At 50.1% G+C, this 13116-nt stretch carries 13 protein-coding genes; 6 read left to right on the forward strand and 7 right to left on the reverse strand.

Going from position 1 to position 13116, the window contains the following annotated elements:
• The first annotated feature begins 118 nt into the window (after window positions 1-118).
• Window positions 119-1087: a class 1 fructose-bisphosphatase gene (locus C2M24_RS10215; protein ID WP_105214723.1), complete on the forward strand. Its 969-nt coding sequence runs from the start codon at window positions 119-121 to the stop codon at window positions 1085-1087.
• 61 nt (window positions 1088-1148) lie between these two features.
• On the opposite strand, the gene C2M24_RS10220 is transcribed toward C2M24_RS10215, so the two are convergent.
• From C2M24_RS10220 to C2M24_RS10235, 4 genes are all read right to left on the reverse strand, one after another.
• Window positions 1149-1976, reverse strand: coding sequence for a sulfurtransferase (locus C2M24_RS10220; protein WP_105214725.1), 828 nt, complete (start codon window positions 1974-1976; stop codon window positions 1149-1151).
• A 45-nt stretch (window positions 1977-2021) separates the two neighbouring features.
• The gene (locus C2M24_RS10225; RefSeq protein WP_105214727.1) at window positions 2022-2426 is read right to left on the reverse strand and encodes an adenylyltransferase/cytidyltransferase family protein; all 405 of its coding nucleotides are present in this window, start codon (window positions 2424-2426) and stop codon (window positions 2022-2024) included.
• Entirely contained in the window at window positions 2416-3495 is a 1080-nt protein-coding gene (locus C2M24_RS10230) for a CDP-glycerol glycerophosphotransferase family protein (RefSeq protein ID WP_105214729.1), read from the reverse strand. The genes C2M24_RS10225 and C2M24_RS10230 overlap by 11 nt, the downstream gene beginning before the upstream one ends.
• Window positions 3496-3725: 230 nt before the next feature.
• Entirely contained in the window at window positions 3726-4826 is a 1101-nt protein-coding gene (locus C2M24_RS10235; protein ID WP_105214731.1) for a phosphoribosylaminoimidazolesuccinocarboxamide synthase, read from the reverse strand.
• A gap of 276 nt (window positions 4827-5102) precedes the next feature.
• Between C2M24_RS10235 and C2M24_RS10240 the strand changes: the two genes are divergently transcribed.
• From C2M24_RS10240 to C2M24_RS10255, 4 genes are all read left to right on the forward strand, one after another.
• Window positions 5103-6140 (forward strand): CDP-glycerol glycerophosphotransferase family protein, encoded by a 1038-nt coding sequence (locus C2M24_RS10240; protein WP_105200305.1) that lies wholly within the window; start codon window positions 5103-5105, stop codon window positions 6138-6140.
• Window positions 6141-6222: 82 nt separating this feature from the next.
• Window positions 6223-6921, forward strand: coding sequence for an ABC transporter ATP-binding protein (locus C2M24_RS10245; RefSeq protein WP_105214733.1), 699 nt, complete (start codon window positions 6223-6225; stop codon window positions 6919-6921).
• Window positions 6908-8167, forward strand: a complete 1260-nt coding sequence (locus C2M24_RS10250; RefSeq protein WP_105214735.1) for an ABC transporter permease — start codon at window positions 6908-6910, stop codon at window positions 8165-8167. The genes C2M24_RS10245 and C2M24_RS10250 overlap by 14 nt, the downstream gene beginning before the upstream one ends.
• A 7-nt stretch (window positions 8168-8174) precedes the next feature.
• Window positions 8175-8666: a DUF3299 domain-containing protein gene (locus tag C2M24_RS10255; protein ID WP_105214747.1), complete on the forward strand. Its 492-nt coding sequence runs from the start codon at window positions 8175-8177 to the stop codon at window positions 8664-8666.
• Window positions 8667-8859: 193 nt separating this feature from the next.
• On the opposite strand, the gene mutM is transcribed toward C2M24_RS10255, so the two are convergent.
• Complete coding sequence (mutM, locus tag C2M24_RS10260; protein WP_105214749.1) at window positions 8860-9669, reverse strand: bifunctional DNA-formamidopyrimidine glycosylase/DNA-(apurinic or apyrimidinic site) lyase; 810 nt, start codon at window positions 9667-9669, stop codon at window positions 8860-8862.
• A gap of 187 nt (window positions 9670-9856) precedes the next feature.
• On the opposite strand from mutM, the gene C2M24_RS10265 reads away from it, so the two are divergent.
• Window positions 9857-10780 carry a manganese-dependent inorganic pyrophosphatase gene (locus tag C2M24_RS10265; RefSeq protein ID WP_105214751.1) on the forward strand — a complete coding sequence of 308 codons (924 nt, stop codon included), beginning with the start codon at window positions 9857-9859 and terminating at the stop codon, window positions 10778-10780.
• Window positions 10781-10825: 45 nt separating this feature from the next.
• On the opposite strand, the gene C2M24_RS10270 is transcribed toward C2M24_RS10265, so the two are convergent.
• Both C2M24_RS10270 and thiE read right to left on the reverse strand, forming a co-directional pair.
• Window positions 10826-11581, reverse strand: coding sequence for a HesA/MoeB/ThiF family protein (locus C2M24_RS10270; RefSeq protein WP_267894375.1), 756 nt, complete (start codon window positions 11579-11581; stop codon window positions 10826-10828).
• Window positions 11578-13116 (reverse strand): thiamine phosphate synthase, encoded by a 1539-nt coding sequence (gene thiE / locus C2M24_RS10275; protein ID WP_105214753.1) that lies wholly within the window; start codon window positions 13114-13116, stop codon window positions 11578-11580. The genes C2M24_RS10270 and thiE overlap by 4 nt, the downstream gene beginning before the upstream one ends.

Below are 13116 nucleotides of genomic sequence, written 5' to 3' on the forward strand. Positions count from 1 at the left end.
GTATATCTCTCTGCCTAGAGTCTACAACCACAAAGCGATAAATAGACAGCGTAATCTAGACGACATCCTCTCACTTTAAAATGTCGTGTAGACCCCATAAAACTTAGGAACAATTAAGATGCGACGACTCCCCCCAGTCTTGCTTGAAGATGGTTGCTCACATGACCTTATTTCACTTATCCGTACTATTTTAGCGGCCTGTAAAGAAATCTCTTTCCGTGTTGGCCAAGGCGCCCTATCTGGCGTGCTAGGTTCCACACTGGATGAAAACATCCAGGGCGAAACGCAAAAGAAACTGGATGTACTTTCCAACCAGCTGTTGAAAGACATCCTTTTAGAGTCCGGTTATGTTAAGGCCATCGCCTCGGAAGAAGAGCCGGGCACGGTTGCGGGTAACCCAGACGCAGAATACATAGTCGCATTTGACCCTCTTGATGGCTCATCCAACATTGATATCAATTCATTGGTTGGCACCATTTTCTCTGTTATGCGCGCGCCAAAGGATGCAGATCCGGCTGATCCTAATATCTTTTTGCAAAAGGGTGACCAGCAGGTAGCCGCAGGTTATGTACTCTACGGCCCATCGACCATGCTGGCGCTTACCACGGGCCAGGGCACACGTATTTTCACCCTGGATAAAACCCAAGGTACCTTCTTATTGACTCAGGACTTTGCCAAGGTGCCGGAGCAAACCAAAGAATTCGCCATTAATACATCGAACCAGCGCCACTGGCAGCCGGCGATGCAAAACTATATTACCGACCTATTAGCCGGTGAAACCGGACCTCGTGGTCGCAACTTCAATATGCGCTGGATTGCCGCCATGGTAGGCGATGTTCACCGCGTGCTTAGCCGCGGTGGTTTATTCACCTATCCGCAAGACACCAAAAACCCGGAAAAGCCGTACAAATTGCGCCTACTTTATGAAGCCAATCCTATGGCCATGCTTATCGAGCAAGCCGGCGGCCTGGCCTCAACCGGTTATGAGCGCATTATGGATATAGAGCCAGAGCAAATTCACCAACGTGTGGCTGTAATTTTGGGCTCAAAAGAAGAAGTGGAAGCCTGCTTAAGCTACCACAAATAAAGTTAAAAAAAGGGCAGTTGATACTGCCCTTTTTTATTTAACTTAAATCCTGAATAGCCCCTTATTTTTCCAGCGGCAGTTCATGGCGGGCGCCCCACTCGCTCCAAGAGCCATCATAAACCTGTAAGTTAGTATGGCCACACTCATACGCGGCCAGCGCTAAAATACAGGCGGTGATGCCCGAGCCACAGCTAAACTGCAAGCGCTGAATATCCTGTTCAAGCAGTTGCGCCAATGCTTGCTGCAACTGTTCCTGTGGGCGTAGCTCGCCATCTATTATTAACTCGGCATAAGGCAAGCTCTTGGCATTGGGAATATGTCCGGCGCGCATGCCTTCTCTGGGTTCGGCCATCTCACCTCTGAAACGCTGCGCCGGTCGGGCATCAAGCAACAAGGTCGAGGTCTCGTCGATAGCCGCGAGCACCTGCTCGGTATTAATAAAAAAGTCCGCCCGTGGGGAGGCTTTAAAATTACCTCGCTCCTCGGCGCTATGCCAGCCCTGTTGCACCGGCAACTCGGCGGTGCGCCATGCTGGTAGACCGCCACGCAGCACCTTAACGTTATCGAAGCCAAAGGCCTTAAACATCCACCAGGCTCGGGCGGCGCTAAATAAGCCCTGGTCGTCATAGACCACCACTTCCGAGTCCTGACTCACTCCAGCTTCTTGCATCTGTTGCTCAAATTGATCGGCGCTGCATAAAGTATGAGGCCAGGGGCTGGCGTTATCGGCCAGAGCGCTTTTAATATCAAAACGCTGCGCCCCTTTAATGACCGCCGCCGGCGCATATTCGCCCGACTTACCCGGGAGTACCATGCCGGCATCAAAGATTTTTAGCTTGGGGTTGTGCAGCTGTGCATTCAGCTGCGCCACGGTGATTTGCTGGCTCATACGCCACCTTGTCATTGGATACTTATTGCAACAATAACATGGACGTTAGCAGAACTCTGGCTGTCGCACCACTTCGATAATTTCTGTGGTCGAAATACTCGGAGTGCGCGGCAAGTAAATTACCTCACAGATATCATTAAATTCATCAAACTTTCCGCGCCAATCATCACCCATAACCAGAATGTCGGCACCATGCTCTTTGATATATCTGCGCTTAAGAGTGAGACAGTCTTCCACAAACACCTGGGTCACATCCGACATGGCGGCAATGATACGCAAACGGTCCTGTTGCGAATACACAGGCGCACGCCCTTTTTTCTGTCTATTCAACGCATCGGAGGAGACACCAACGATTAACTCATCACCGAGTTTTGCGGCCCTTTGTAACAGGTTTACATGGCCGACATGGAACACATCAAATGTACCAAAGGTAATTACTTTAATTGTCATATAAGAAGCTTACTATTCGCTGAGAACTTAGCCCATCCAGCTTCCCTGCGAGCTTTGTTATTGTTTTTATGTTGTCTTGATTATGTTTTGCCTGTGGTTGCGACAGCGCTTGCTCGATCGCTCCAGGCAATTGCTTAGCTTTATCGACTTTGAAGGTTAAGGCCTCAAAGTAGTCGATATCCGAGTCTAATCTTGCCTTAAATCTATAGGCAAAGGGGCCGCGATATGACCACCTTAATTTATAAAAATTGCACCAGATAACCGGCTTTTTAAGGGCAAAAAACTCGAAAATTGCCGACGATGCATCGGAAATCATCACATCGGCCAAAGCCATAAATGGCACCAGATTAAACTCACTGACAGCCGCCAGGTAGACGTGCTTGCGCTGCGCCCACTTATTGAGCAATTGTTGTTGTTTTTGGTATTTATTTCTCGTTAGTGAAAAGAAATGCGGCTTAATAATAATGTTGCAGTGGGCATATTCATCCACCCAATTTTTTTCCATCATTTCTATGGAGCTGGGATAAAATGTCGGCGCATAGAGTAAGGTTGGCTTATTTGGGTCTAAACCCAGATCTTCCAGGCTGTGCTGCGATGTAAAAGCCTGGCTTTGCAACAAAGGGTCTAGCTTAGCGTATCCGGTATCGACAAACTTATCATTTGGATACAGGCTCTCAAGACGTGCTAAACGGTGCTCACCTTCAACGAAGCGTACGCTAGCCGCATTATTTGAAGCATGGTAATAACAGGCCTTAGGGCCAATACCATGCTGCATTAATACGGTTTTTTTGCTTTGGTTTAACACCTGCATTTGGGCAAAGGCTTTGCCAAAAATAATCCACTCGCCATCACATTGACGATAAAAGTCGAGGGATTCATCCTCACTCTCGAGCCAATGCACAGGTAGCTTGTGTGTTTTTATGGCTGCATCAGCCGCCTCTTTTAGCGCCTTATCCTGCTCATTGTAAAATACGAAGCACACCGCTGCCCCTTTCTGCAGCAATTGCTTATACAGGGGTAAATATTGGGGAAGATAGTATAAGTGCAATACATCAAAGAAAACTTTCATTTCTTATTCACACTGTTTTAACAATGTTGTGCATCATACTAAAGTTAATTCTTAATTTTTAGATTTGCGCGCAAATATAAGGATTAAGAATTAGTTTTTACCTGCTTAAAAATGCCACTGTGACCAGTTTGAATCGTCTCTCGGCCTAGGCAAAGCAGTGAAAGGGGAAGGCACATAAAAAAATACCGCTGCACCTAGGTGAGCGGTATTTTCAAACAGGGGAAGTTAAATTAGTCGATTAACTGATATTCGTTATCGAGAATGGCAATAATTTCACTGCGTGGATCCGCTGGAATTTCCAGTTGCTCACCGACAATCTTGCTGGCTATCCCCACATAGGTTTGGGATACCTGCATCATCACCTCTACCGGCAACTTGTACGCTTTAGCCAGGGCTTCACGCTCATCCATACGGTCTTTATTCAACAATACATCGCTGTCCGGCACATTATTGATCAATAACTGGCGGAAACCTTCTTTCGAGTTTTCAATGATCTTACCATCACGGTAGGCCGGGCCATCCCAGATACGTGAAGAGTCCGGCGTGCCCACCTCATCGATATAGATAAGCTGTTCATTGCCGTTCATGTCTTCCACATAACCAAACTCAAACTTGGTATCAACAAAGATCTGATCCAGCTTGGCCAGCTCGGCGCTGATCAATTCAAAACCTTGCGTCAGCAGGTGCTCGTACTTGGCCACATCGGCTTCGCTGCTGAAATTAAAGGCGTCCAGGTGGTCGGTGATATTCTTGCGGGTGATATTTACATCGTCCACCGCCGGCACATCATCTAGGCCCTCTATAATGCCCTTGGTTGAAGGCGTGATCAGCACTTCTTCCAGCTTCTGATTGGCTTCTAGGCCTTCGGGTAAGTCGATACCACAGAAGCTGCGAATGCCCTTGGCATAATCGCGCCACATGCTGCCGGTAATATATTGACGAGCAATGGCTTCTACCCTAACGGTTTTGGCCTTGCGCACGATCCATACATAAGGGTGCGGAATATCAACAATGTGGTTGCCCGCCAAACCCGCGGCATCGAACTGCTTAAACCAGTGTGACGCCACTGCATTAAGGGCAATGCCTTTCCCTGGTACGCCGTTTAGACCTTCTTCACCCTGCCAGATGCAGTCGAATGCAGAGATGCGGTCAGAAATCACCATAAGCGCCAGCTCGGTGCCCTCTGGTACGGCATAGCCTTTCTCGGCAATTAGGCGCGCACTGTCTTGCTCGGTTAACCAGTATACCGAACGAACCTTGCCGCTGTGCACGGGTCCTTTGGTACGAATAGGTAAATCGTCATTAATGTCTAAGACTTTATAATTGCTCATGGCTACTCCAACAAGGGCTTGAGAGGCGAATGCTTGGCCTTGGCAGCGCTCACGGCAACCAAGGCTTTAGGCGCGCTATGATAAGCTAGCTGGACACGAAGATAAAGAAAAACGCCGCCATAAGCGGACTTTTGTCCTATCTTTTCTAATCACGCCTAAAACTAGCGCCTGCATCTGTCATTCGCTCTTCATCTTGCTGTAAACTAAAGAACATCTTAATCGATTAAGGGCCTTCTAGTGGATTTAGCAAGCAGCACTCAGGGTAAACGTTATTTAATGTATATATCGCAAAATTACTCCTATGCAATTTTGCGCCCATTGCAAAAACAAATTCTTGCTCATGGCGGAGAAGTGAAGTGGTTTTTAGAAGGCTCCGAAGTAAACCCTGACTTTTTAGCCGAGGATGAACAGCGTCTCCATAGCATTGACGAAATAAAAGCCTGGGATCCACACGCCACGTTTGCACCTGCGAATATTTTGCCCACTTTTTTCCCCGGTAAAAAAGTGGCTGTATTCCATGGATTTGATGCTGGCAAACTTAACAGCCGTGGTAAAAATGATCATTTCACTATTCGCGGTTGCTTTGACCTCTATTGTACTCAGGGTCCCAACACCACAGGCCCATTTACCGAGCAAGCTAAAGAGATGGGGTTTTTCCGTGTCAGGGAAACAGGTTGGACAATGCTTGATTCCTTATTTTCAACCATCTCTGACAACCCATATGTCTCAGCTACGGATACACGCCCAACGCTGTTAATCTGCTCCACATTTTCCAAACGCCTGTCTCTTGCGCCAGTGTTAATTAAACAAGTCAAACAGCTGAGAGACAGTGGCAAATACCGTATTTTGGTGCAATTCCATCCCAAGATGGCGACAGAGATAGTCGACCAATACAAGGCGATGCAGGATGAGAATCTCACCTTTGTTGAGACCGACAACGTTATTCCATTACTGCAAGCTGCTGACGTCATGCTCTGTGACACATCTTCGATTTTATTGATGTTTTTATTATTGCGCCGCCCAGTGGTGACCTTTAATAACCAGGCTCCGGGGCCACATTTGCTTAATATCACCGAAGCGGATCAGGTGGATGACGCCATTGCCGAAGCGCTTAATCAGCCACCCGAGCTTATGGCCAATATCGAGGCCTTTTGCCAACAACTGCACCCCTATCAGGATGGGCAATCCAGTGTCAGAGTGCTGGCGGCCACCAACGACCTGATCGACTCAGACGGCAAGGAGCTCAAACGCAAACCACTTAATCTGCTACGCCAGTTTAAAATGCGTAAGAAGTTATCCTATTGGCGCTGGTAACGGCGCTTAATCGCAACCCCCTGTTTTGCTCAGACGCTCGTGATAAGCTAAGCGCAGCGAACAAGAAGATATAACGGCGCCAATGATAGACATAGATAAGTTGTGGTTTTCCTGGCAGGGTCATACCGGCCAACCCACCTTGAGCATAGACGCTCTGCATATTGCCAAGGGAGAACATCTGTTTTTACACGGCCCCAGCGGCAGCGGTAAATCCACCCTGTTGTCCTTGCTGGCCGGGATTCAAACACCGCAGCGCGGCAGCATCAGGCTTAACGGTACCGCCATCGAGATCTTGAGTAGCGCCCAGCGCGATCAATTTCGCGCCGACCACCTGGGCTACATCTTCCAAAGTTTTAATTTACTACCCTATTTAAGCCCCATTGAAAACGTGACCCTGGCCTGCGCCTTTTCCAAATTACGCAAGCAACGGGCTCTTGCTCATCAAACATCACTTAACGAGGTCGCCCACACCTTGCTTACCCAGCTGGGATTAGCACCGCAGTTTCATCAACAGCCAGTCAATACCCTGAGCATAGGTCAGCAACAAAGGGTGGCCGCTGCCCGCGCGGTGATCGGCGACCCGGAAATCATCATTGCCGATGAGCCCACCTCGGCGTTGGATGAAGCCAATCGCCAGGCCTTTATCGAGTTACTATTTGCGCAAACGGATAAAACCGGTGCCACCGTGGTGTTTGTTAGCCACGAGCAAAGCCTGGCACCACTGTTCTCCAAGGTGGTGCACTTGGATGACTTGCAAGGAGCAGCCGATGATCTTGCTTAAATTAGCCAGTAAAAGCCTGCTCAATCGCCGCGCCAGCGTGTTGTTAAGCCTGCTGACCATAGCCATTAGCGTAATGCTGCTACTCACCATAGAAAGAGTACGTATGCAGGCCAAGAAAAGCTTTGCCGCCACTGTGTCGGGCACGGATTTGATCGTCGGTGCCCGTACCGGCGATATTCAATTACTGCTCGCCTCGGTATTTCGCATCGGCCATATGAATAATGGCGTGAGCTGGCAAAGCTATCAGGATATCAGCAGCAAAAAGGGCATTAAATGGGCGCTGCCCTTGTCTTTGGGCGATACCCACAAAGGCTATGCGGTGCTTGGTACCACCGGCGATTACTTTAGCCACTTTCAATACGGTAAAAAGCAGCACCTAAGCTTTAGTGCCGGCGTCCCCTTTGCAGAGGACAACGAAGTGGTGCTTGGCGCCGAAGTGGCCAAACGCTTGGGCTATGGCTTGGGTGATAATATTGTCGTCGCCCATGGCATGGGTAAAACCAGTTTTCATCACCATGATGACAAACCACTGGTTGTGGTAGGCATTCTCGCCGCCACCGGCACCCCGGTGGACAAAACCCTGCATGTCCCTTTGATTGCCATCGCGCAATTACACGGTGCACAGGCGCATCATGAAGATGAAGAACAACATAACCATAACGAGCCCCATGCTGCCGACTTAATCGGTGAGCCCAAACAGATCAGCGCCTTTTTACTGGGTTTTGACAGCCCCCTCTATACCCTGCAGGTCCGCCGCAATATTAATAACTACAAAGGCGAACCCCTGATGGCCATTATGCCCGGGGTCACCTTGCGAGAGTTATGGGGCATGTTGGCCATGGTCGAAAAGCTGTTGCTGTTATTCTCTATCGTGGTGCTGCTGGTCAGCCTGCTGGGCATGCTCACCACCTTGTTGGCCAACCTGTCACAACGACGCCGTGAGCTAGCTATTTTGCGCTCGGTGGGCGCTAAACCCTGGCATATATTCTCCTTGATGAGCATGGAGTCCCTATTGATCAGCCTGCTTGGCACCAGCTTAGGGGTCGCCCTGTGTTATCTTTTGCTGACGCTGGCACAGCCACAATTACAGGCTCAGGCCGGTATCAATATCGATCTTCAAGGTATCTCAAGCTATGAACTTAAGCTGATCGCCGTTATTATGGCGGCAGCCTGGATTGTCGGCTTAATCCCCGCAGTCCGTGCCTATTTTTATTCCCTGCATGATGGGATGAGTGTTAAGACCTAGGATTATTATGAGTCTATTTAATCGTTTTCTAGCCGTACTATTAACCTGTGTGAGCGTGGCCTCTTTCGCCAATGAACCGGTGGAAATTTTTTGGGAAGATTTAGTGCCCGAGGGGCATGTGACCGTCGATACCCGTAATTCCGCCGCCAGTCACGAAGGCGCCGACCAAAACTGGGTGCAACCGAATTTAGACGCTCCCGTGGTGCAAAAATACAATGGTAAAACAGTAAGTTTGCCAGGCTTTGTGGTACCCCTTGAGGGCGACAGCGAGGTGATCACCGAGTTTCTACTGGTGCCCTATTTCGGCGCCTGTATTCATGTGCCACCACCGCCGCCAAATCAAATTGTACATGTCACCATAGCCGATGGCGTGCCTATCGAAAGCCTGTATGACGCCATAGTCGTGACCGGGGTAATGAGTGCTGAAAGCTGGAGCGGTGATATCGCCAAAACCGGCTATAAAATCAAAGGTATTGGCGTCGCGCCCTTTGAGCTATAAGGCAATTTTGCATTTTTGTAGGTCGGTGCTCTGCGCCGACATTTAAGCAAAGGTGCAGATTTGTCGGCTTAAAGGCCGACCTACAACGACATGGTAAAAATCATGCTCTATTGTCGGCCTTTCGGCAATGTGCTCCTGCATTGCTCTACTACCGCCATCCATGGCGGCAACCCCCGACCTACACATTCACCCACTAGCGCTGGCAGCGCTTGCAATACACGGTACTGCGCCCACCCAGACGAATTTCCGTCAACTCACTTTGACACTCGACACAGGGCAGTCCCTTACGGCCATACACCAGTAATTGCTGAGCGAAGTAACCCGGTTTGCCATCACTTTGGGCAAAATCCTTCAGGGTTGTGCCACCTTGCTCAATGGCCGCGGCCAAGGTTTCCTTGATGATCGGCGTGAGCTTCTGATAGCGCGCTAGGCTTACCTTGCCGGCTTCACGCTTGGGGTTAATGCCGGCCTTAAACAGGGATTCGTTAGCATAGATATTGCCCACCCCGACCACCACATGATTATCCATCAGAAACTGCTTAATAGGCTGCTTCTTATTACGCGACTTGGCAAATAACCAGTTGGCATCGAAATCATCGGTCAGCGGCTCGGGACCAAGTTTACTAAACACCGAATGCAGGCTGTCGAGCTCCTGCCACAAACAGGCGCCGAAACGACGGGAGTCGTTCAACCTCAAACTCAAGCCGTTGTCGAAATCAAATACCACATGGTCATGCTTTTTAAGCGGCTCATTAATAGGCACCACACGTAAATGACCGGACATGCCTAAGTGCAGGATCACCGCTCCTTCGTCGGTATGCAGCAACAGGTACTTGGCCCGCCTGCTCACGGACTCAATGATTTTTCCACCTAGTTCATAGACTTGCTCGCTTACAGGCCAACGCAATTGGCTTTGGTGAATACTCACTTTAGTGATGGTGCGCCCTTCAACATGGGGAGCTATGCCTAAACGGCTAACCTCGACCTCTGGAAGTTCAGGCATACAAACTTATCCTTCTAATGGTAAAAATAGCTGTTGCGCTTGGACCTAACTGCCAAGCTTATGATGCATCCAGCAAAAATAATGAGCCCAGTGTAACCAAAAAGTCGCCCTCAATCAGCCCATTTGCCGCTACCCCAGAGCGGTTAATTATTGTTACAATAGGGGCAAAGTATTTTGGAGAGTCACAATGGCCATGTATGTAGTGGGACACAAGATCCCTGATTCTGATTCTATCTGCGGTGCAATTGCACTGGCATACCTTAAAAACCAGATCGGCGAAGAAGCGATCCCAACCCGTTTAGGCGAGTTATCACCGGAAACGCAATTTATCCTTGACCGTTTCGGCTTCGAAGCCCCAGAGCTTAAAATGAGCTATGCCGGTGAAGATGTGTATATCGTTGACCACACCGAGAAAACTCAGGCTCCCGATGATATCGATCAGGCCCGCGTAGTAGGCGTAGTCGACCACCATAAACTTGGCGATCTGACTACCTCAACTCCGCTTGAGTGCTGGATCCGCCCGGTAGGTTGTTCAAACACCATTATCAAAATGATGTATGACTTCTACAATGTGGAAATCCCTAAGGGCATCGCCGGCTTGATGATGTGCGCCATCCTGAGCGACACCGTCATTTTCAAATCACCAACCTGTACTACAGCCGATATCAAATGCGTTGAAGCCCTGGCAGAAATCGCTGGCATCGACGACCCGAAAGAGCTGGGCATGGAAATGTTCAAGGTAAAATCTGCCGTTGAAGGCACGCCGGCACGCGACCTGGTTATGCGTGACTTCAAAGACTTCAACATGAACGGTAACCTGGTTGGCATCGGCCAGCTGGAAGTGATCGACCTGTCTGTATTTGACGATATCAAGGCCGACTTGGAAGCGGATATCGCCAAGCTGAAAGAGGAAGGCAACCGCCACAGCGTATTACTACTGTTAACCGACATCATGAAGGAAGGTTCGCAAATGCTTATCGCTTCTGATGATGAAGGCATAGTAGCCAAAGCCTATGGCGCTGAGATTGCAGACTCGAAGGTATGGCTAGATGGCGTATTAAGTCGTAAAAAGCAGGTTGTACCGCCACTGCAAGACGCATTCGCTGGCTAAAGCGACCTACTAACATAAAAAGCCAAGCACCTCGCTTGGCTTTTTTTATTTCCCACAACAAGCGCAATCCGGATTTTTAACCAATTTAAAGGTTTTTTGCCCCAGGCTTTGAGCATTATAACTGTGCAGCGTCCCCGCCTCACCGGAGCCCAAGATAGCCTGAATGGCCAACAAGGCCTGCTGTGCGCCAATAATGCCAAGTAAAGGCGCTATCACTCCTTGGGTAGCGCAATTAGCGCTGGGGTTATCAAGACGCTCGGGAAACATGCATTCATAGCAAGGCGATGACGAAGAGCGAAGATCAAAATAGGCCAGATGGGCGCTAAAGCCCGTCGCCGCCGCACTCACCAATGGCTTATCAAGGGCGTAACAAGCGCGGTTAAGCGCATAACGGGTGGTAAAATTATCGCTGCAGTCCAGCACCAGATCGCAGTCACGAATATGCTCGGCGAGATTGTCGGCATCGGCGCGCTTAACCAGCGCCTCGATGGCAATCTCATTGTTTAGACTCGCCAGTACCTTGGCCGCGGCCTTAGCCTTGGGCTGCCCAAGGTGGTTAACCTTAAACAGCACCTGACGCTGCAGATTACTGAGTTCCACCAGGTCATCATCCATCAATCGCAGCCGCCCCACACCGCTGCTGGCCAGATACATCAGCGCCGGGCTGCCCAAACCTCCACAACCGACCACCAACACGGTGGCGTTTTTCAGACGCAACTGGGCATCAATACCAAAACCATCCAGCATCAGCTGCCGAGAGTAGCGGATTTGCTCCTTGGCACTTAACTCTTTTGTGCTCACTCAAGCGCTCCGGCGATCGCTTGCTGTAACTCGGCAATGGCCGCTTGTGGGTCCGCCGCTTCGGTAATGGCGCGCACTACGGCAATGCTGCCCACTCCGGTTTCCACCACCTCGTCCATGCACATCAGATCAATGCCACCAATGGCCACGCAGGGATAATGCGGCTGCATCAAGGGCACAAAATGGCGCAGCTTTTCCAGGCCTTGGATTTGTCCGCTCATGTCCTTAGTCGTAGTCGGATAGATGGCGCCAAAGGCCATATAGCTGGGACGATAATTGTGCGCCAGCAGCATTTCATAAAAACCATGGGTGGATAAGCCCAACCGCATGCCGGCATCCTGAATGGCCTTAAGATTGGCGGTGTGTAGGTCTTCCTGGCCCAGGTGTACCCCATAGGCACCGTGCTTCAGCGCCAGCTGCCAGTGGTCGTTAATAAACACCTGTGCCTGATGGGTTTTTCCCAACTCAATGGCACGGATAATATCCTGCTCCAAATTGCCGGCCTCGGCATCTTTAATGCGTAACTGCACTGTTTTCATGCCGTTTTGCAAACACAGTGCTAGCCAATCCAGGGAATCAACCACTGCATACAGGCCAAGACGTTCAGGGCAAGGGGCAAAGCCGGCGGCATAATTAAAATCATTGGCACAATCAAAATCCAGGGCATCGCCCAGCCAGGTGCCCGGTTCAATTACCAGGGGAAAGTCGGCCAAATTTTCCGGGAACTGGGTGTGCGCGACCGGGCCCACACCCTCACCATAACGTTTTGCGGCTTTTAACCCGGCATTGATATAGGCCTTACCAAGGATAAAAGCATCTTTTAGGGGATAGCCCTTAGCCAGGCAGGATGCCAGCACCGAGGACAGGGTACAGCCGGTGCCATGGGTATGAGGCGTGACAACGCTCTCATTTCCCAGCCAGTACTCTTGCTCGCCGTGGCGGCAAAAATCAACGCAGTAACCTTGCGGATAATCCCAGTGCCCGCCCTTAATAATCACCGCTTTAACGCCCCACTGCTGCAGGCGCTTGGCGGCGTCACGCAACGCATCCGGACCTATCAGGTACACCCCGGTAAGCAATTGAGTTTCGTACACATTGGGGGTGATCACATCCACCAGCGGCAACAAATGCGTTTTGATGGCGTCGGCAATCTCGCTTTGCGCGTCTTCCTCAATCAGGCTATCGCCGCTGCTGGCAATGGCCACCGGGTCGTAAACAACCTGAGGCGGTGTTTCCCAGTTGTCGCGATAATACTGTAAGTGCTCGGCAATCAACTGAATTTGCTGGACATTGGCAAGCATGCCTATTTTTATCGCTTGGGGTCTCAGGTCATGGGCCAGGGCCTGCAACTGGGATTCGATAACCGTCAAATCCACCGGATTCAATGCCTCAACGGCAAGGCTGTTTTGCGCCGTCAGCGCCGTGATTACGCTGCAACCATGTACGCCAAAGCTGCGCATGGCCTGTAAATCCGCTTGAATACCGGCGCCGCCGCCACTATCCGAGCCGGCAATTGTCCAAACTATTTCGCTCAT

This window comes from Pseudoalteromonas sp. T1lg22 (genome assembly GCF_002964645.1).
Lineage (GTDB): Bacteria > Pseudomonadota > Gammaproteobacteria > Enterobacterales > Alteromonadaceae > Pseudoalteromonas.

Coding starts and splice junctions, on each gene's coding strand:
- C2M24_RS10215 (WP_105214723.1), top strand. CDS start 119: ATGCGACGACTCCCCCCAGTCTTGCTTGAAGATGGTTGCTCACATGAC.
- C2M24_RS10220 (WP_105214725.1), bottom strand. CDS start 1,976: ATGAGCCAGCAAATCACCGTGGCGCAGCTGAATGCACAGCTGCACAAC.
- C2M24_RS10225 (WP_105214727.1), bottom strand. CDS start 2,426: ATGACAATTAAAGTAATTACCTTTGGTACATTTGATGTGTTCCATGTC.
- C2M24_RS10230 (WP_105214729.1), bottom strand. CDS start 3,495: ATGAAAGTTTTCTTTGATGTATTGCACTTATACTATCTTCCCCAATAT.
- C2M24_RS10235 (WP_105214731.1), bottom strand. CDS start 4,826: ATGAGCAATTATAAAGTCTTAGACATTAATGACGATTTACCTATTCGT.
- C2M24_RS10240 (WP_105200305.1), top strand. CDS start 5,103: ATGTATATATCGCAAAATTACTCCTATGCAATTTTGCGCCCATTGCAA.
- C2M24_RS10245 (WP_105214733.1), top strand. CDS start 6,223: ATGATAGACATAGATAAGTTGTGGTTTTCCTGGCAGGGTCATACCGGC.
- C2M24_RS10250 (WP_105214735.1), top strand. CDS start 6,908: ATGATCTTGCTTAAATTAGCCAGTAAAAGCCTGCTCAATCGCCGCGCC.
- C2M24_RS10255 (WP_105214747.1), top strand. CDS start 8,175: ATGAGTCTATTTAATCGTTTTCTAGCCGTACTATTAACCTGTGTGAGC.
- mutM (WP_105214749.1), bottom strand. CDS start 9,669: ATGCCTGAACTTCCAGAGGTCGAGGTTAGCCGTTTAGGCATAGCTCCC.
- C2M24_RS10265 (WP_105214751.1), top strand. CDS start 9,857: ATGGCCATGTATGTAGTGGGACACAAGATCCCTGATTCTGATTCTATC.
- thiE (WP_105214753.1), bottom strand. CDS start 13,116: ATGAGCGAAATAGTTTGGACAATTGCCGGCTCGGATAGTGGCGGCGGC.